The following is an 18238-nucleotide window of genomic DNA, read 5'->3' as shown; positions in this document are numbered from 1 at the left end:
CCGCAACCAGAAGCCAGGTGCTGGTTTTTAGCGCGTCATGTCCTTATAATCTCGCGCAACCTTTTCCCCGTTGCACATTTTTTAAGCCACACTGACTGGCTGGGATACCTATTTATGAGCGAAAAATACGTCGTTACCTGGGACATGCTGCAGATTCATGCCCGTAAACTGGCTCAACGCCTGCTTCCTGTTGAACAGTGGAAAGGCATCATTGCAGTCAGCCGCGGCGGTCTGGTACCGGCTTCGCTGCTGGCACGTGAACTGGGTATTCGCTATGTCGATACCGTTTGTATTTCCAGCTACGATCACGATCACCAGCGCGAAATGAAAGTGTTAAAGCGCGCAGAAGGCGATGGCGAAGGCTTTATCGTGATTGACGACCTGGTTGATACCGGCGGCACCGCACAGGCCATTCGCGAAATGTACCCAAAAGCCCGTTTCTGCACCATTTTTGCTAAGCCTGCGGGTCGTGAGCTGGTAGACGATTATATCGTTGATATCCCTCAGAACACCTGGATTGAGCAGCCATGGGACATGGGCGTGGTCTATATTCCGCCGATTGTTAAAAGCTGATTGATGTAACACAAACAACGCCCGGTTTTCCGGGCGTTGTGCTTTCTGCGCCTCGCGAGTTGTTTTGCGGTACAGTACACTTACTTACCGCTGTTAATGCTGTCAGAGAGGTAATATGCCTGGCAAAAACCTGAGCGTTGAGCTGTTCAAGCCTCGTTTTAAACACCCTGAAACCTCGACCCTGGTGCGACTGCGTCGTCACGCCACACATGAGGTGCATTCTGCGCTGGATGGGGACAGCCAGCGTGGCTGGTACCGGATGCTTAATAAGCTGATGTGGGCCTGGCGTGGTTTGCCCTCCCAGGAGATTAGCGAGGTGCTGGCGCGAATCGCCATCAGCGATGTTGAGCACACCAATTCGGCGCTGCTGGATACGGTCATCGGTTACCGTAACGGTAACTGGAACTACGAGTGGAGCAGGCAGGCGGGCATCTGGCAGCAGCGGGCACTTGACGCGAACACAGACGAACACGATCGGGCTGGTCACGACTGGTTACATGCGTCGCATCTCTACAGCGTGGCGGCGTATCCTTATATAAAAGGCGATGAGCTGGCCGATCAGGCGCAGACGCTGGCCAGCCGCGCTTATGAAGAGGCAACCCAACGGCTACCCGGAGAGCTTAAAACGCTCACCTTTCCGATTCAGGGCGGCAGCCCGGTAAGCGGCTTTTTGCATATGCCGTCCGGCGTGGACGCGCCTTATCCCACCGTCATGTTTTGCGGCGCGCTGGATTCGCTACAAACCGATCATTATCGTCTGTTCCATGACTATCTGGCACCGCGTGGCATTGCCATGCTCACGCTGGATATGCCTTCCGTGGGCAATTCGATGAAGTGGAAGCTCAGCCAGGATACCAGCTTTCTGCATCAGCAGGTCCTGCGTGACCTGACCTCTGTCCCCTGGATCGATCACACACGCGTTGCCGCGTTGGGCTTTCGCTTTGGTGCCAATGTGGCGGTCCGTCTGGCCTATCTCGAATCACAGCGGCTTAAAGCCGTGGCCTGTCTGGGACCGATCGTACACAGTATGCTGACGCAGGCTCCTCTGCAGAACAAAGTGCCGGATATGTATATGGATATGCTTGCCAGCCGACTCGGCATGACGGGCACCACGGACAGCGCATTGCGGGCGGAACTGCTTAGCTATTCCCTGAAAAATCAGGGCTTGCTGGGGCGCAGAACCGCAACACCAATGTTGTCCGCCTACTGGACAAACGATCTCTTCAGCCCGGAAGAGGAAAGCAAATTAATCGCTAACTCCTCGTCGCAGGGTAAGGCCTTGTTAATTCCGGTAAAACCGGTGATCGCCAGTTTTGATAAGGCACTTAATGAAATCAGCGACTGGCTGGCACAACGTTTGCAAAGATAGCTGGCAAAATTTGCCGTGTTTGCTACAACTACTAGCTGGAATCATTCGGATCGTCGAAAGACAGAGCAGCATGGCTGCTACGGTTCGGAATATAAAGCCTGTCCTTATGGAGAATTAGCATGACGTTACCGAGTGGCCATCCCCGCAGTCGCCTGCTTAAACGCTTCACGGAACTAGGACCTTACATCCGTGATGGAAAGTGTAGTGAAAACCGTTTTTTCTTCGACTGCCTGGCTGCCTGCGTGAATGTAAAACCTGCGCCCGAACTGCGTGAGTTCTGGGGCTGGTGGATGGAGTTGGAAGCGCACGCCGATCACTTTACCTACGTTTATCACATTGGTCTGTTTGACAAAGAAGGCGACTGGTCTGTCGCTACGATCAAGGGCAAAGATAACAACGCCCGCGTGGAAGAAACGTTACGTAATTTCCACGGCCGTCTAAAAGAGATGCTGAAAGAGTTTGAACTGGATCTGGTGCCTGCCAGTGATTTTGATGAAAAACCGGTAAAACTCAGCGCCTGACATCAGGCCCCTGCGAGGGCCTTTTTTGTACCCGCCTCAGGCAGCCAGAGTATCTGCAGGCAGACAGGGTCATGGGGCGACAGGAAAAGGAAAGGGCGAGTTTTGCAACTCGCCCTTTTAATAGACACATTCACATTGAGGGTAAAGCACTAAGCCTCTCCATAGCGCGGGCCGTCATTCCCTCGACAGTCCCTCTCGCCAGGCAAGACTCAGATTCATCAGAACTGGTAGGTCAGGCCGACAGCAACAACGTCATCGTTGTTAAGCGCCAGCTTGTTGTCTTTATCCAGTTGGTTGATTTTGTAATCAACAAAGGTCGACATGTTTTTGTTGAAGTAGTAGGTCGCGCCCACGTCGATATATTTAACCAGGTCAGCATTGCCGATACCGTTTTCGATATCTTTGCCTTTGGTCTGCACGTAGCCAATGGATGGGCGCAGGCCGAAGTCAAACTGATACTGCGCAACCAGTTCCAGGTTGTCAGCTTTGTTGGCGAAACCACCTACTGTACCTGTAGTATTGCTGAAGCTGCCTGGAACTGAAATTGGCGTCATGTTACGGGTTTCTGTATAGATCGCCGCAAGATAAACGCTGTTGGCATCATATTTTAAACCAGTACCCCATGATGTGGCTTTATCGCCGCGACCATAGGTTCCCGCGACCTGGGCATTGGTACGATCAGATGAAGTGATCGCACCTAATACGCTTACACCAGAATCAGGAATGGTATAGCCCAGTGATGCACCAAAACCATCGCCGTTCTGGCGGGAGGTATCTGTACGGCTGTTTGCAGAAGTCGAGTCATTTTTACCCTGATACTGAAGAGCAAACTTAAGACCGTCCACCAGACCAAAGAAGTTGGTGTTACGGTAGGTCGCTACGCCAGTAGCGCGCTGTGCCATAAAGTTGTCGGTACGTGCCGTGCCGTCACCACCAAATTCCGGGAAGACGTCAGTCAGAGACTCAACGTCATACAGCACGCCGTAGTTGCGGCCGTAGTCAAATGAACCGTACTGAGAGAATTTCAGACCGGCAAAGCCCAGACGAGTTTTGTTGTTCTGGTTAGCATCACTGCCTTCAGAGTTATTTGCCTTGTACTCATATTCCCACTGGCCGTAGCCGGTCATCATATCGTTAATCTGCGTCTGGCCTTTAAAACCAATACGCACGTAAGATTTATCGCCGTTAGCACCGGCATTGTCGCTGAAGTAATGCTCGGCTTTAACCTTGCCGTAGAAATCCAGCTTGTTACCATCTTTGTTATAAACTTCAGCGGCCTGCGCAGCAGAGGTCAGGGCCAGAGCAGATACCACGATTGCCAGTGTACTTTTCTTCATTTGCTATCAATCCCAATGAGTAAAATTTTTTTGTCCTCAACGTCTTCCTGTTACAGGCATGGCTGCCTTTATTCTCCGGATGCTCAGTGAACAGGCCGGGGGGCATTCAGTTGCCGCCTTGTTACAACAAGAAAACTTTTGAGGCATCAATGAAAAAGTTTGTAAAACACGGACTTTTTACCGATCAACGATGAACTTTTTATGACAATTTTGATGTTTTGTTGTTAACAGGGAACTTTTGGTCTAATTGACGCTCTGCGAAATTTGCAGTTTTTCCCTTACTGGCTGTTGGCTTCCCTCACTGCACCTGTTAAAAAGTCGGTTCACAGAAATTTTTTACGGCAGGACAACATGAGTGGCAGTCAGACCCTTGTGGTCAAATTGGGTACCAGCGTTCTTACCGGCGGATCGCGTCGGTTAAACAGAGCGCACATGGTGGAATTAGTGCGTCAGTGCGCGCAACAGCACGCCGCCGGCCATCGTATTGTGATTGTGACCTCCGGCGCGATGGCGGCCGGTCGTGAGCATCTGGGGTACCCCGAACTGCCGCCTACCATCGCCTCAAAGCAGCTGTTAGCTGCCGTGGGGCAAAGTCGTCTTATTCAACTGTGGGAACAGCTGTTTTCCATCTACGGCATTCATATCGGTCAGATGTTACTGACTCGCGCCGATATGGAGGATCGTGAACGCTTTCTTAATGCGCGCGATACTTTGCGTGCCTTGCTGGATAACCACATCGTGCCCGTCATCAATGAAAATGACGCGGTTGCCACCGCTGAAATCAAAGTGGGTGACAATGACAACCTGTCTGCGCTGGCAGCCATGCTGGGTGGGGCAGACAAGCTGCTCTTACTGACCGACCAGCCGGGGCTGTTTACTGCCGATCCGCGTCATAACCCAGAGGCGGAATTAATCAGCGATGTGCATATTATCGATGATGCGTTGCGCGCCTTAGCGGGCGACAGCGTGTCCGGACTGGGAACGGGCGGAATGTCGACCAAACTGCAGGCCGCAGACGTTGCCTGCCGCGCCGGTATCGATGTGATTATTGCTGCAGGCAGCCGCAGCGGCGTCATTAGCGATGTCATTGCGGGCAAGCCGGTGGGCACCCTGTTTCATGCGCAGCAAACGCCGCTTGAAAACCGCAAACGCTGGATTTTTGGTGCCCCGCCAGCAGGCGAAATTACCGTGGACGACGGCGCGCTTGCCGCCATTATCGAGCGCGGCAGCTCACTGCTGCCAAAAGGTATCCGCGAGATTCAGGGCAATTTCTCCCGTGGAGAAGTCATCCGTATCCGCAGCCTGCAGGGGCGCGATATCGCCCACGGCGTTTCGCGCTATAACAGCGACGCGATGCGCATGATCGCAGGGCATCATAGTCAACAGATAAGCGAAATTCTGGGCTATGAGTACGGGCCGGTTGCGGTACATCGTGACGATATGATCGTCAGCTAAGGAACAGATATGCTTGAAGAAATGGGAAAGGCGGCGCGTGCCGCAGCCTGGGCGATGGCGGACCTGTCCGCAGCCGAAAAAAATCAGGTTTTGCTCACGATTGCTGACCGACTTGAAGCAGAAAGTGAGATTATTTTAACGGCGAATGAGCAGGATCTGTCCGAGGCGCGACAGAACGGTATGAGCGCCGCGTTGCTCGATCGTCTGACCTTAACGCCGGCGCGCCTCAGCGCGATTGCCAAAGATGTCCGCCAGGTCTGCCAGTTAGCCGATCCGGTCGGGCAGGTGATCGATGGCGGCCAGCTGGACAGTGGGCTGCGCATTGAGCGCCGTCGCGTACCGCTTGGCGTGGTGGGGGTTATTTATGAAGCGCGTCCAAACGTTACCGTGGACGTCGCCAGCCTGTGCCTGAAAACCGGCAACGCCGCGATTCTGCGCGGCGGGAAAGAAACGTGGCGCACCAATGCAGCGACGGTGCGGGTGATTCAGACTGCCCTTCAGCAGCACGGTTTACCCGCGGCGGCGATTCAGGCGATCGAGAATCCGGATCGTGAGTTAGTCAATCAGCTACTCAAACTGGATCGGTATGTGGATATGCTGATCCCGCGCGGGGGGGCCGGCCTGCATAAGCTCTGCCGGGAAAATTCTACTATCCCGGTGATCACCGGTGGAATCGGGGTTTGCCATATTTATATCGATGACACCATGGACATTGCCCCTGCACTGGACATCATCGTCAATGCCAAAAAACAGCGTCCGAGCGCCTGTAATTCGCTTGAAACGCTGTTGATTGACGCCGCGATTGCCGATCGTTTTCTACCGGCTTTTACTGCGCGCATGGCCGAAGAAAATATCCCCTTACATGCTGATGCCAATGTTCTGACGCGGCTGCAACAGGGGCCTGCCAGCGTAACGGCCGTGAAAGCGGGCGACTATGACGATGAGTGGCTGTCGCTCGATCTGAACGTCAAACTGGTCGCTGATATGGATGAGGCGATTGCGCATATCCGTATGCATGGCACCCAACATTCCGACGCTATCCTGACGCGTAGCACCAAGAATGCGGCCCGCTTTGTGAAGCAGGTGGACTCTTCTGCGGTGTACGTGAACGCCAGTACACGTTTTACCGACGGCGCACAGTTCGGTCTGGGCGCAGAAGTTGCCGTCAGTACGCAAAAACTGCACGCCCGCGGCCCTATGGGGCTTGAAGCGCTGACCACCTACAAATGGATTGCCTGGGGTGATGACACCCTGCGTGCATAACTGCATTTTTTAAAATAAAACGGGGGCCTGTTCAGGCTCCCGTTTTTTTTATGCTGCTTTTTCCGCGCCACTCAATGGTAGAGTCTTGCGTTTTTTGATGCGTTTTTAAGCCGTCAGAATGATATTGATCGACCAGGACGATTCAGTAGCCTGGCCTTTTTTTACAAAGAATGACTGAAAAGTGAGACTGCACGCGGCTTGCCGACGCATTTTGTGGTTCGCTGTGCGGTGATAGGGTGACAAATAATCAGAAATGCTAAGTCATGCTGTTAGGTAGTAAACTGACGGTAATATAAAATGAACTGGTAGCAAAAATGAAAAGAACATTCAGCGCCTCTTTCACGGTCAATTATTAACTAATGGTTAAAAAAGAAAGTACCAGACAAGCTTTCACCGCCAGGCTGATTGCAGCCTGCGAAAGTGCGGGCATTACTGGACACGGACGCAATAAACAGGTCGCCTGTGCGTTACAACGCCAGGGTTGCAAGATTTCAGCACCGGGCGTGTGGAAATGGTTCAACGCGCAGTCCGTACCCGATAATGGCAATTTACTCGCGCTCAGCCAGTTACTGGGCGTCAGGGTTGAGTGGCTGCAACACGGTATGGATCAGCCTCCGGAATCCTATCCCCTTCACGCATTTCCCGGCCCAAAAAACACCTTTCGCGTGAACAGTTTTGATTTAGGGCAAAAGTCAGCGGTAGGCGATGATTTTGTCAAAATCATTCAGGCCATTGAATACGATCAGGATGAGGCCCGGGTTCTGTTCAGCGGCCGTCCTGCCGACCATATCCGGCTCATTGCCATAAACAGCGATGCCATGTCCGATACCTTTGGCCCGCGCGATCAGCTGTTTGTTGACATAAGCGTTCAGAATTTTGACGGAGACGGTATCTACATTTTTACGTTGGATGAGCAGCTGTATCTCAAGCGTCTGCAGCTGCAACACAAAAGAATTGCCGTCATATCGGACAACAAACGTTACGAAACCTGGTATCTCGACAGAGACGATGTCGGGAGTTTAAACGTACTGGCTAAAGTCATTATGAGTCAGGCCCGGCAGTATCATATTCTGGGATAGGCCATCCAGCAGGCCTGCCCGCATATTCTGTAAAAAAATAATCGGCCTAAATTCAAAAAGTTAACTTTCAGTTAAAAATAAATTAACTAGTGGTATTTGATAAAGCATAAGAACCTGTTAATAATTTGAACATGGATGAAACAACGTGTTACCTCATGGATGAAACGCTCTTAAACAATTGAGGCGCTGCACAAGCGCGAATCAACCCCCCCAAAAGCTAATGAGCTTTGGGATGGGGTGGATGCGCCTAATGCAGCGTCGTCAGATGCCGCCTGTTCCCTTTTGCTGACCCTTCCACCTGACTGATTATTCAGCCGGGAGGTGCGCCTGCGAACAGCTTTCAGCGACATTCGAGCCTGTTCTTCAGACCCAAAACACTCGCCAGCCACCCTATCGCCAAAGACTCATTCACAGGAGGAGTTATGGCGATAATTCACTATGGCAAAAGCGTTTTCATCGGCAACGCACGTACCCGCCGTCATCAGCGGCGTCAACCTCTCAACCGTCTCAAACAAAGCATCGACGATGCGCTTAACTACCCACCCGAACCCCGACCTTTGCGACGCGCTGAACAAATTTGTCAGCGGCAGGTTACTTCTGTGGTTGACCGCGCGGTAAGCGCGCCACAGCGGAGAAGCAAAGAGATTTCAGGTTTTGATAACTGCTGTCTGCCCCATGTTCACCTTTACGCGGTTCGCTGAACGCGACGACCGTCACCGATCCACTGCCTGTAGCAGGCCGCGCCATCCTCCCTTCCTGTGCCTGATTTTTAGGCAAAACGTTAGTGCTGCTGCATTTTTAACCGTTCTGCCGCTGCGTTTATCGCTGGCACTAATCAGTTTGCTTTATGTTTTTTCATGGTGGATGGGCTGCCTGCATCATCACTGAGGAGTTTCTATGAGCCAGATTATTGCAATACTGAATTTCGAAGAAGGTTACGCCGAAATGCCCTATCTCGATTCACTGGGGTTTCCTACGGTTGCCGGAGGGATTCGTATCGGACCAAAAGGGGCGTCATTAAGTAACTATGTGCTGCGGGTGCCGCGTCGGGTGGGCGATGTGTGGAAACAGTGCATTCTGGAAAACAAAATCACGGATATGCAAAGTCGCGCTCCCCTGAAGCAGGCGCTGGCAAAGTGCAATGACGCACGAACCGATGTGTTGATGAGCATGGCATACCAACTGGGCGTTGACGGAGTTTTGCAGTTTAAAAATATGCTCAGTGCCATCACGCGTGAGCATTTTACGGAGGCGGGCGATGCCATGCTCAACAGTCTCTGGGCCCGGCAAACCCCCGGGCGCGTCAGGCGTCATGCTGAAGTCATGCGTAGCGGTAACTATGACATCTACCGGGGGCTGCTATGAGATGGTTATTTTTCATCATTGCCGTGCTGACCGTCATCATTATTTTGCTGCTGATGCAGCGTTTCACCACGTTGCAGTTCGTTTCCCATGCCAAATTGTTATTTAAAACCTGGTCTGTATGGCTGGCTTCGCTGGGGTCAATGCTCAGCGCCTGGGTCCAGTCATTTCCGTCGTCTGCCCTCAGTGCGTGGCAAACGCTGCCTGACGATGTGAAGAGCATCCTTCCCCACAATTACCTTGGTCTCATTGGCGCCTTTATGGTGGCGATGGGCGTCATTGCGCAATTTGTTCGCCAGAAAAACCTGCTGAATGAAAAGCGCCAGAGCAAAGAGGAGGCATCATGACGTTTTTTTCTCTGTTTACCAGCGGCTGGCACGGGCTGGCGGCGATGGGTGCACTGATCATCGCCGTCGTTGCCAGCTACGTCGGAGGTAAGAAAATCGGCAAGGTGCAACAGCAAGCCCGGTCGGAAGCTGACAGCGCCAGGCAAGAGGCAAATCGCATGGCGAATGTTACTCATCAACAGCAACGCAATAGTGAGGAGGCGAAGCGTGTGGCGACTGATAACCTTAATCTTGATGACGCTGCTGCTCGCGACAAGCTGCAGCAGTCCAAATATCACCAACCCTGAGCCCATCATTTATCGCGATTCAGCCTGCATCCTCTTTTCCCCGATTTATACCCATGGCGATGACGCCAATAAGGCCGACATTCGCACCGTGCGCGCCATTAACAGCCATAACGATTTATGGGATGTCCTGTGTGGTCATTCCGCTGCCGAAGATTCTTTAACCTTCTGATTTACAGCCTATTATCCTGAGGAGGATATCATGATTGAAGTTAACTCATTTGCTGAGCTTCGTACGACCATGCCGTCAAAACCAGGTGAAATTGCCGTACTGAAACGCTACTACGATAAAGATTCCAGCTTTCGTGGCGGCGGCGATTTTGTGGGGTTTACCGGCACCACGATTTTAAAAGATGATGGCGGTACGGTAGCCATAGGAAACGGCTTCTACTGGAAGCGTTCAATCAACGATCCGCGAGAAGTGAACATCCTGCATTTTGGGGCCAAGGGCGATGGCGTCACGGATGACACCGATGCGTTTAAACGTATTCTCGGCTGGTCACAAACTTACAGCCAGAACATGAAGGGATTGCCGGTACGTTTCCCGGGCGGGCGTTTTCTGATTATGCCCATGGATCTGAGCAATGCAGAAATCCCGTTCTTTGGCCTGGCCGGGGACGATCTGGCGCTAGGTTCTCTGCCCGGCACCACCATCGTGTCAGATAAAAGTGCCAATACCCTGTTCAAAGTTCAGGCACGGCGCACCACCATTCGTGGGATTACCTGGGACGGACAGGCCACGGCGGATACCGTCACCAACACGGCCACCATTACCCCTGAAATGTGCAGCAATGTTCAGCCGTTTTTTGAAAACAGTTGTATGGCAGGGCAAATCGTTAATATCAGCTGTTTTCGCGGGCAGCGCAGCGGTGGAACCATCTTTAAGCTGCAGGACACGCTCGACAGTAAGTTTGAGCAAATCTATACCAATACCACCTACTCGCGCGTTTTCGATATCGGCTGGTCAGGTTCCCCCAAAGGCGTCTGGGATCACTCTACGGCCGTTGAGTTATGCAATGCGAATTTCCAGACGGGCTATGGTGATGCCACGCTGTATATGCCGCGTATGACGCAGGCGATTATGCGTAACGTCTGGATTGAACATACGCGCAATCCCGGCGATCTGTCTGATGGCGGCTGGACCATCGATACTCTCAACGTCGAGAACTGCAGTACGCCATTAATACTGAACAACGCCCGCGTGGTAATGCGTCATATTAACCTGCAGTCAGGTTCAAAGCTCAGCCAGGACCTTGTGGCAGGCAAGTGGCTTTCTACCTTCGAGTATGGCTATCGACGTGACGAGAACTTCGGCACTTTCATGAGCGGTTCGCTGCGGGCCGGGTACTTTAGTGGCTATAAGGTGGTGAACAATACGGAGACGGATAACTGGTATCGTCTTGGGCAGGTATTTTTCCCGGCGCCCAATCAACAGTGGGTCATTGAGTTGATCGGTAAAGCGGATAACACCACGCCTTCAGGTACGGCAGGCTCGCCCGTCAATATGCCCGGCACGGGCAAGACCTGGATCAACCTGCAGCGGCTGGATACGGTCTGGGCAGATGCCTGCCATATGGGGCAGCCTGCGGTGATGGACATTCGCTATAACCGTGTGGGAACCACCTATGCCGGTATCTGGGTTAAGCTGCGAGCCAACAGTGGTGAAACCATGTTTAACCTCAAAACCACCGGTCCGACGCGCTTTGATACGGGTTCCTGTTCCCTGTTTCAGAGTGACCTGTCCCTGGTGGATGACGTATCGAAAGTGGGTACGCTTAAGCCTGCCGCACGCTTTGGGTTACATAATGGCGTCGCGGGCGTGGGTGCCAATGAAAAAGGCGTGGTAACCCTCGCCACGGCGGCGGGGTCGCCGACCAATAAAACAACACCGACGGGTTTTGTGCTCATCAATATTAACGGTACCGATCGTAAAGTCCCTTATTACGATTAACGTTGGCAATCCTACGCGAGGCTTCGGCCTCGCTTTTTTTTGCTTTAAGCGCAGTACCTGTCTCTTCCGCCGCTCTTTGGTTTTATCGGGATCTGAATGCCTGCCGCATATATTCGTGCAACGCATTGATGCCAGTCTTTGTTATTTAAACGATTGTTAAACGACGTCAACTCAGGTTGCGGGAGTAACACCTGAAAGCGCACTACTTGACAAAAAATTTTGCAATTTAATACTAAAAATTATTCTTCCATTAAATCTCCGCAAGAAACCATCCATTCTTGCAACATAAGGAACACGTTGTATGGTGGCTGCCATCATTATTGGTATTTTTATTATAAGCGTAATCTATGCACACTCGCGCGGTGTAGAAAAACAAAAGTTCTCGCGTCAGTTGTTTGATCACTCGACCTTTATGGCACCTGTTAATATGTTCATGACAGGCTTTTCAAGATTGCCAGCGAAACAGCCCTATTTTCCGGCAGAGGAATTTCCAGAGCTTCGCGAGTTGACCGATAACTGGCAGGTCATTCGCGAAGAGGCGATACGTCTTCAGGATCATATCAAAGCGGCCAAAAGCCATAATGATGCAGGGTTTAATACCTTTTTTAAGCGTGGCTGGAAACGGTTTTACCTTAAATGGTATAGCGACGCACATCCGTCTGCCCAGCAGCTCTGCCCGGTCACCACGGCTCTGGTCAGTAAAATCCCCTCAGTCAAAGCGGCGATGTTTGCAGAGCTGCCGGCGGGCAGTCATTTAGGTAAACACCGCGATCCCTATGCCGGATCGGTGCGCTATCACCTCGGCCTTGTGACGCCCAACGATGACCGCTGCTTTATTGAGGTGGATCGACAACGTCACAGCTGGCGCGACGGGCAGGCGGTTATTTTTGATGAAACCTACGTGCACTGGGCACAGAATGAAAGTGAGCAAACGCGTATCATTTTATTCTGCGATATTGAGCGTCCTATGAAGTGGCGCTGGGCACAGGCCATTAATCACTGGGTAGGCAGTACCCTGATGTCGGCAGCAGCCTCACCCAATGACGAAAATGACAAAACGGGTTTCATCAACCGCATTTTTAAATACGTCAATGCGATTCGCGATGCTGGACAGAATTTAAAAAAACGGAACAGGACAGTCTATTACTGGGTTAAGCACTCCTCGATTGTACTGATATTCCTTGCGATCATCGTGCCGAGTATCGTGATGTAGAAAGGGAATGACAGCCAGAACAGCACTCAGCGTCTGGCTGAACCCATAATACAGGCAGTGAACACCGTTATTTGGGTTTAAACTGCCTTACATCAATCGCGTATCGTTTTATTTTTCGCCACAACGTGGTGCGGCCGATGTGTAGCAGATCAGACATCGCCTGTACTTTGCCCTGAGTCATGCGGGCAGCCTGGAGGATCGCTTCTTTTTCAATCGCGCTAAATGACAGATTATCCGGCAGCAGAGAGGCGTTTGCGGCATTGTCAGGTTGCTCAGATAAAAGCGATTCTGGTAGGTTATTCCATCGGATATGGCCATGTTCACTACTGATAGCAATATTTTCAATCACGCTGTTTAATTCAAAGTCATTACCGGGCCATCCATAACCCATTAATTGCGTCATCACCTCGTCATCAACTTTAAAGCGCGAGGAAAAACGTTTTTCCAGCCTGCGTAGGCGGTGATTAATTAAATAGGGAATGCTGTTACGCCGCGCGCGCAAGGGCGGAATGGCAATCTCAAAGGAATGTAATGCGTAATAAAGCTGACGGCTAAAACGATTCTGTTCCACAAGATGGGCCAGATTAACGGTAGTCGTGGCAATCACTTTAATATCAACGGGGATCAGCCGCCGCGCATCAAGGCGAGTCAGCACGCCTTGCTTGATGACCTGAAGCAGGACAGATTGCTGTCCGGGTGTCAGATATTCAATCTTTTCCAGAAACAACGTGCCGCCGCTGGCCAGTTCCAGACGGCTTAAACGGCCATCTCTATCCTCGCCGGGTGCACTGCCTGTAAAATCCTCTCCCTGTGTATTGTCGGCATAAAGCTGACAGTTAACCGCAATGTAAGGGCCGCTTGCCCGGTCACTTTCATTATGAATTGCCTGACTCAGCAACTCTTTACCTACCCCTTCTTCCCCGCACAGTAAGACAGGAAAGCTGCCTTTGGCTGCCTGACGACCAAAATGTATTAAACGACGCGTGTCGGCATCCTCTTCTGGCATCTGTTCAAAGGTGTGACTGACTTTACCCAGTTGGCTGGTCATGAGTTGACGGACCTGCTCAACCGGATGGAGCAGTAAAATAAAGCTGTTGCCCTGAACTTCAACAATGGGTTTCAGGGTAATCACCGCATCAACAAACTGATGCTGGCTCTCGAAGGTGACTTCCACATGTTTTAATCCCTCTACCTGCTTAATCGCCCGGCGCAGCAGAGCCGGCAGCGTGATCAGGTCAGCGATATTCTTTCCCTGACTGGTTAAGGCATCAAGGTGCAACTGCCGGGCTGCCTGAGCATTCAGGAACTGCAGGACGCCTTGCTCATTCCACGCCATGACGCCGTCGTCCATGCTCTCCAGCAGGCCATAAAGCTGGTTCAGATGGCGGTTGGAATCGGCTAACAAATTGTCTGTTAACAGTGAATTGCCTATTTCCCGGGCAACAGAAAGCGTAAGCGAGAGATCGGAGGGCGCCTGATCCTGATAAAGACAGGCCAACGCGATAGAGCCAAATAAACGACCGTGATTATCGAATATGGGTGTAGAGCAGAAAGACCAGGTATGAAGAGCCCGTTTGAAATGCTGTTCCCGGCTGGTTTTTAATGGCTGGCCTTCAAGCGCGGCCAGCGACAGGGCGCAGGTACCGATGATACTTTCCGCACAGTAACTTCCCTCCTGCAGGCCTAATTTCTCAAGATCCAGCAGCGTCTGTGCATCGCCACAACGGTTTAAGATACAGGCGGATTCATCAAGAATAAACAGCGCACAAGGGCGGTTCGCCATATATTCCCACGCATCCTCAAGCGTGGCCTGGCCAATGGTGAGCAGGGCGGTTTTGCGGCGGCAAATCGACGCGTAAGTTAATCCCTGTGCCTGATGCGGTGCTTGCCAGTTATCCCGCTGCATGTATTTACTGCAGCGGTGCCATGACTGAGCTATCACCGCTGAAACGTGTTTATCGCTCTCGGGCGCGAACACTGTCATATCCATTTCCGCTGAAAGACCATAGGATCCCCCCAGCAGCGCAGCCAGGGGGAAGTCGTTGCCCGGAGACTCGGGCCAGCGGTTTACCTGTGACAGATTAACGCGACAGCCACTGCTGTCCTAGCAGATCGGCAGTGATAATCGCCGCATAAACGCTGTCTGGTGTGACCGGGAACGGCATATTGTGGATGGTTTCGCCTTCCACACAGGCCGCCTCGGCAACCGCCTGAATTTTTTTCTCGATATCCTGTTTCACGCCCATTTGCCCCAGGGTGACAGGCAATCCTACTTTCTGGCAGAACGCCAGCACGGTTTCGATCTCTTCTGTCGGGCTGTTCTGCAAAATTAACTGGGATAACGTACCAAACGCGACCTTTTCACCGTGATAAAGGTGATGGCACTCTTCCAGTACGGTAAACGCATTATGAATGGCATGCGCGGCGGCAAGACCACTGCTTTCAAAGCCAATCCCGCTGAGGTAAGTGTTGGCCTCAACGATACGTTCCAGCGCATCTGTTACCACGCCTGCCTGAGCCGCAAAGCGAGCCTTTTCGCCTTCCGCCAGGAGCGTTTCATAGCACAGCCGCGCCAGGCTTAACGCTGCGGCCGTCGACTTGCCGCCTGCCATGCTGGTTGCGCCAGAATCGTAACAGGCTTTGGCTTCAAACCAGGTGGACAGGGCATCGCCCATTCCCGCGACCAGTAAACGTACCGGTGCTTTGGCAATGATCGTAGTATCCATCACGACCATATCGGGGTTTTTGGGATAGATCAGGTACTCTGCAAACTCACCGGTTTCGGTATAAATCACAGACAATGCGCTGGTGGGCGCGTCAGTGGAGGCGATGGTGGGGATAACCACCACTGGCAGTTTGAGATACCACGCAATCGCCTTGGCCGTATCCAGCGTTTTACCGCCCCCTAATCCGATGACGCCGCGGCAGCCGTTTTGTTCTGCTAACGTCATCAGCCGGTTGATTTCAGTCCGGCAACATTCCCCGCTAAAACGTTCTGCATGACAGGTGACGTCATGTTCAGCAAGGCCGCTCAACACCTTATCGCCCGCCATGTTCATTACAAAGTCATCGGCAATCACAAAAAAACGATCGGCCAGGTTCTTTGCGTACTGGCCGAAGGACATGGCGGCATTGGGGCCCTGAATATATTTCGCTGGAGACTGGATAATTTTTGGCATTCCTTTCACCCTCAAGTAAGAACATGTTCGCATAGTGAACGCTGGCATCTCTCTGGCTCGACTTGCAGTGAAAGCCGAATGATGGCCGACGTCGCGTTTCACTTTACGCGCGACATGGAGGTGAAAAAGTTTTGCGGCCAACGTTCTGATATGGAACACCTTACCGCTCCGCACGTTTCATACTGGAACAATAAACCAGGTTTGAAAGCTATGTTGCGATCGCGATCGTCTCCAGCAGTGTAAAACGGCAAAATGTGGCGACGATTTTCCTGACTACATGACGCGCGATGCTGTCTGCCGCTAAAAAACCTGCCTGCTCAACGGCCTTTATTTATCGCTTCCGCTGTCATGACTTGCTTTGCCTCTCATTTTTACCCAACAGACGCGTGATATGTTTCATTATGGAACATAAAAAACCTCACGATGTTCCGTTATGAAACTCTTCATCCTGACATTTTTTTTCTCGTCGACTCCATGAGAATCAGTGCGTCGATGAGCGGTCTGCCGCCGTCACCGTTCCCCCCGTAATCGGGTTGTCTTTGCCTCAGGCAGAGTGACAGCTAACCGCATCCAACGGAGCATAAAGAATGAAAAAGCTGATTAACCGTGTGGAAGATGTATTGAGTGAACAACTGGCAGGATTGGCAAAAGCCCATCCTGAACTGACGCTTCATCAGGATCCCGTCTGCATGACGCGAGCCGATGCGCCTGTAGTGGGAAAGGTTGCGCTACTTTCGGGCGGCGGCAGCGGCCATGAGCCGATGCACTGCGGTTTTATTGGTCATGGCATGCTGTCTGGCGCCTGCCCCGGCGAAATCTTTACCTCACCCACGCCAGACAAAATGTTTGAGTGCGCCATGAAAATTGACGGCGGTGAGGGCGTACTGATGATCATTAAAAACTACACTGGCGATATCCTCAACTTTGAAACGGCAACCGAACTGCTGCACGAAAGCGGCGTGAAGGTCACGACGATAGTCGTGGATGATGATGTCGCCGTAAAAGACAGCCTGTACACGGCTGGACGTCGTGGCGTGGCGAATACCGTGCTGATTGAAAAACTGGTTGGCGCTGCCGCAGAGCGGGGCGATTCCCTTGAAGCCTGCGCTGCGCTGGGACGTAAGCTGAATAACTGTGGTCACTCTATTGGCATCGCGCTGGGCGCCTGTACCGTTCCCGCTGCAGGAAAGCGCTCGTTTGAACTTCAGGACAATGAAATGGAGTTTGGTGTCGGGATTCATGGCGAGCCGGGTATCGATCGCCGCACCTTTACTTCACTGGATAACACGGTCGATGAGATGTTTGAAACCCTGCTGGAAAATGGCACCTACAGCCGCCCGCTGCGTCACTGGGATGTCGATAGCGGTAGCTGGCAAGAAGTGCAGCACACCAAGCAGGCTTTAACACGCGGCGACAGAGTCATTGCGCTGGTCAATAACCTGGGCGCGACGCCGCTATCAGAATTATATGGCGTGTACAACCGCCTGGCGCAGCGTTGTGAAGAGCAGGGGATCACCCTTGAGCGCAGTCTGGTAGGCAGTTACTGCACTTCACTGGATATGGTGGGCTTTTCCATCACGTTGCTGAGCGTGGACGATGATTCCCTGGCGCTGTGGGATGCGCCGGTCCATACACCAGCCCTGAACTGGGGCCAATAAGGAGTTCGATATGTCACTGACCCGCGCCCAAATTGTGAGCTGGCTTTACCGCTGTGGTGAAGTTTTTACCCGTGAAAGTGATTTTTTGACCGGACTGGATCGTGAAATCGGCGATGCCGATCACGGGTTAAATATGCATCGGGGATTCAGTAAAGTTGTCGAGAAGCTGCCCTCTGTCGAAGATAAAGATATCGGCTTTATTCTTAAAAATACCGGTATGATGCTGCTCTCAAACGTAGGCGGAGCCAGCGGGCCGCTGTTTGGTACGTTCTTTATTCGTGCGGCTCAGGTTACCCAGGCGCATCAGAGCCTGACGCTGGAAGAGCTGTATCAGATGATTCGTGAAGGGGCGGAAGGGGTCATTAACCGCGGTAAAGCCGAGCCTGGCGATAAAACCATGTGCGACGTCTGGCTCGCGGTCGTGGCGTCACTGCGTCAGTCCAGTGAGCAGAATGTCTCACTCAACGCCGCTCTTGATGCCGCCTGCCAACAGGCGGAGTCAGCCGCCCAGTCAACCATCACCATGCAGGCCCGCAAAGGGCGCGCCAGCTATCTGGGTGAGCGCAGTATCGGTCATCAGGATCCCGGTGCAACCTCGGTCATGTTCATGATGCAAATGCTGGCCGCCGCCGCCAGGGAGTAAGGAG

17 protein-coding genes are annotated in these 18238 nt (G+C 52.3%); 14 read left to right on the top strand and 3 right to left on the bottom strand.

Annotated elements, in window-relative coordinates:
• Nucleotides 1-114 precede the first annotated feature (114 nt).
• The 3 genes from gpt (at nt 115) to crl (ending at nt 2463) form a co-directional block, all read left to right on the top strand.
• Nucleotides 115-573 carry a xanthine phosphoribosyltransferase gene (gene gpt / locus NXS97_RS08655; protein WP_014606498.1) on the top strand — a complete coding sequence of 153 codons (459 nt, stop codon included), beginning with the start codon at nt 115-117 and terminating at the stop codon, nt 571-573.
• Between the two features lie 115 nt (nt 574-688).
• The gene (gene frsA, locus NXS97_RS08650; RefSeq protein ID WP_014593013.1) at nt 689-1942 is read left to right on the top strand and encodes an esterase FrsA; all 1254 of its coding nucleotides are present in this window, start codon (nt 689-691) and stop codon (nt 1940-1942) included.
• A gap of 119 nt (nt 1943-2061) precedes the next feature.
• Complete coding sequence (gene crl, locus NXS97_RS08645) at nt 2062-2463, top strand: sigma factor-binding protein Crl (protein WP_015700889.1); 402 nt, start codon at nt 2062-2064, stop codon at nt 2461-2463.
• Nucleotides 2464-2681: 218 nt separating this feature from the next.
• On the opposite strand, the gene ompC is transcribed toward crl, so the two are convergent.
• The gene (ompC, locus tag NXS97_RS08640) at nt 2682-3800 is read right to left on the bottom strand and encodes a porin OmpC (RefSeq protein WP_015700888.1); all 1119 of its coding nucleotides are present in this window, start codon (nt 3798-3800) and stop codon (nt 2682-2684) included.
• Nucleotides 3801-4151: 351 nt separating this feature from the next.
• Between ompC and proB the strand changes: the two genes are divergently transcribed.
• The 9 genes from proB to lpxO all read left to right on the top strand — a co-directional run bounded on the left by proB (nt 4152) and on the right by lpxO (nt 12754).
• Nucleotides 4152-5255, top strand: coding sequence for a glutamate 5-kinase (gene proB, locus NXS97_RS08635; RefSeq protein ID WP_024471994.1), 1104 nt, complete (start codon nt 4152-4154; stop codon nt 5253-5255).
• A 9-nt stretch (nt 5256-5264) separates the two neighbouring features.
• On the top strand, nt 5265-6518 hold the full coding sequence (gene proA, locus NXS97_RS08630; RefSeq protein ID WP_116219488.1) for a glutamate-5-semialdehyde dehydrogenase: 1254 nt from the start codon (nt 5265-5267) through the stop codon (nt 6516-6518).
• A gap of 359 nt (nt 6519-6877) precedes the next feature.
• The gene (locus NXS97_RS08625) at nt 6878-7597 is read left to right on the top strand and encodes an XRE family transcriptional regulator (protein WP_028714857.1); all 720 of its coding nucleotides are present in this window, start codon (nt 6878-6880) and stop codon (nt 7595-7597) included.
• A gap of 422 nt (nt 7598-8019) precedes the next feature.
• Nucleotides 8020-8298: a hypothetical protein gene (locus NXS97_RS08620; protein ID WP_013024787.1), complete on the top strand. Its 279-nt coding sequence runs from the start codon at nt 8020-8022 to the stop codon at nt 8296-8298.
• A gap of 196 nt (nt 8299-8494) precedes the next feature.
• Nucleotides 8495-8962 (top strand): hypothetical protein, encoded by a 468-nt coding sequence (locus tag NXS97_RS08615; protein WP_013024788.1) that lies wholly within the window; start codon nt 8495-8497, stop codon nt 8960-8962.
• Nucleotides 8959-9306 (top strand): hypothetical protein, encoded by a 348-nt coding sequence (locus NXS97_RS08610; protein ID WP_013024789.1) that lies wholly within the window; start codon nt 8959-8961, stop codon nt 9304-9306. The genes NXS97_RS08615 and NXS97_RS08610 overlap by 4 nt, the downstream gene beginning before the upstream one ends.
• Nucleotides 9303-9593 (top strand): hypothetical protein, encoded by a 291-nt coding sequence (locus NXS97_RS08605; RefSeq protein WP_013024790.1) that lies wholly within the window; start codon nt 9303-9305, stop codon nt 9591-9593. The genes NXS97_RS08610 and NXS97_RS08605 overlap by 4 nt, the downstream gene beginning before the upstream one ends.
• Nucleotides 9594-9792: 199 nt before the next feature.
• Complete coding sequence (locus NXS97_RS08600; protein ID WP_014593017.1) at nt 9793-11541, top strand: glycosyl hydrolase family 28-related protein; 1749 nt, start codon at nt 9793-9795, stop codon at nt 11539-11541.
• Between the two features lie 301 nt (nt 11542-11842).
• Nucleotides 11843-12754 (top strand): lipid A hydroxylase LpxO, encoded by a 912-nt coding sequence (gene lpxO, locus NXS97_RS08595; protein ID WP_014593021.1) that lies wholly within the window; start codon nt 11843-11845, stop codon nt 12752-12754.
• 67 nt (nt 12755-12821) lie between these two features.
• On the opposite strand, the gene dhaR is transcribed toward lpxO, so the two are convergent.
• The gene (gene dhaR, locus NXS97_RS08590) at nt 12822-14738 is read right to left on the bottom strand and encodes a dihydroxyacetone kinase operon transcriptional regulator DhaR (RefSeq protein WP_028714859.1); all 1917 of its coding nucleotides are present in this window, start codon (nt 14736-14738) and stop codon (nt 12822-12824) included.
• A gap of 97 nt (nt 14739-14835) precedes the next feature.
• Nucleotides 14836-15933, bottom strand: a complete 1098-nt coding sequence (locus tag NXS97_RS08585) for a glycerol dehydrogenase (RefSeq protein ID WP_014606491.1) — start codon at nt 15931-15933, stop codon at nt 14836-14838.
• A gap of 587 nt (nt 15934-16520) precedes the next feature.
• Here NXS97_RS08585 and dhaK point away from each other — a divergent pair.
• Together dhaK and dhaL are read left to right on the top strand one after the other, a co-directional pair.
• On the top strand, nt 16521-17591 hold the full coding sequence (gene dhaK / locus NXS97_RS08580; protein ID WP_104933197.1) for a dihydroxyacetone kinase subunit DhaK: 1071 nt from the start codon (nt 16521-16523) through the stop codon (nt 17589-17591).
• Between the two features lie 10 nt (nt 17592-17601).
• On the top strand, nt 17602-18234 hold the full coding sequence (dhaL, locus tag NXS97_RS08575; RefSeq protein ID WP_116219489.1) for a dihydroxyacetone kinase subunit DhaL: 633 nt from the start codon (nt 17602-17604) through the stop codon (nt 18232-18234).
• Nucleotides 18235-18238: the final 4 nt, after the last annotated feature.

It is taken from the genome of Pantoea sp. B623, assembly GCF_024814475.1.
GTDB lineage: Bacteria > Pseudomonadota > Gammaproteobacteria > Enterobacterales > Enterobacteriaceae > Pantoea > Pantoea ananatis.
This window is presented reverse-complemented; position numbering and strand designations above follow the sequence as displayed.

Bases quoted from the DNA above. Each gene is read 5' to 3' on its own strand.
- gpt (WP_014606498.1), top strand. From the start codon at position 115: ATGAGCGAAAAATACGTCGTTACCTGGGACATGCTGCAGATTCATGCC.
- frsA (WP_014593013.1), top strand. From the start codon at position 689: ATGCCTGGCAAAAACCTGAGCGTTGAGCTGTTCAAGCCTCGTTTTAAA.
- crl (WP_015700889.1), top strand. From the start codon at position 2,062: ATGACGTTACCGAGTGGCCATCCCCGCAGTCGCCTGCTTAAACGCTTC.
- ompC (WP_015700888.1), bottom strand. From the start codon at position 3,800: ATGAAGAAAAGTACACTGGCAATCGTGGTATCTGCTCTGGCCCTGACC.
- proB (WP_024471994.1), top strand. From the start codon at position 4,152: ATGAGTGGCAGTCAGACCCTTGTGGTCAAATTGGGTACCAGCGTTCTT.
- proA (WP_116219488.1), top strand. From the start codon at position 5,265: ATGCTTGAAGAAATGGGAAAGGCGGCGCGTGCCGCAGCCTGGGCGATG.
- NXS97_RS08625 (WP_028714857.1), top strand. From the start codon at position 6,878: ATGGTTAAAAAAGAAAGTACCAGACAAGCTTTCACCGCCAGGCTGATT.
- NXS97_RS08620 (WP_013024787.1), top strand. From the start codon at position 8,020: ATGGCGATAATTCACTATGGCAAAAGCGTTTTCATCGGCAACGCACGT.
- NXS97_RS08615 (WP_013024788.1), top strand. From the start codon at position 8,495: ATGAGCCAGATTATTGCAATACTGAATTTCGAAGAAGGTTACGCCGAA.
- NXS97_RS08610 (WP_013024789.1), top strand. From the start codon at position 8,959: ATGAGATGGTTATTTTTCATCATTGCCGTGCTGACCGTCATCATTATT.
- NXS97_RS08605 (WP_013024790.1), top strand. From the start codon at position 9,303: ATGACGTTTTTTTCTCTGTTTACCAGCGGCTGGCACGGGCTGGCGGCG.
- NXS97_RS08600 (WP_014593017.1), top strand. From the start codon at position 9,793: ATGATTGAAGTTAACTCATTTGCTGAGCTTCGTACGACCATGCCGTCA.
- lpxO (WP_014593021.1), top strand. From the start codon at position 11,843: ATGGTGGCTGCCATCATTATTGGTATTTTTATTATAAGCGTAATCTAT.
- dhaR (WP_028714859.1), bottom strand. From the start codon at position 14,738: ATGACAGTGTTCGCGCCCGAGAGCGATAAACACGTTTCAGCGGTGATA.
- NXS97_RS08585 (WP_014606491.1), bottom strand. From the start codon at position 15,933: ATGCCAAAAATTATCCAGTCTCCAGCGAAATATATTCAGGGCCCCAAT.
- dhaK (WP_104933197.1), top strand. From the start codon at position 16,521: ATGAAAAAGCTGATTAACCGTGTGGAAGATGTATTGAGTGAACAACTG.
- dhaL (WP_116219489.1), top strand. From the start codon at position 17,602: ATGTCACTGACCCGCGCCCAAATTGTGAGCTGGCTTTACCGCTGTGGT.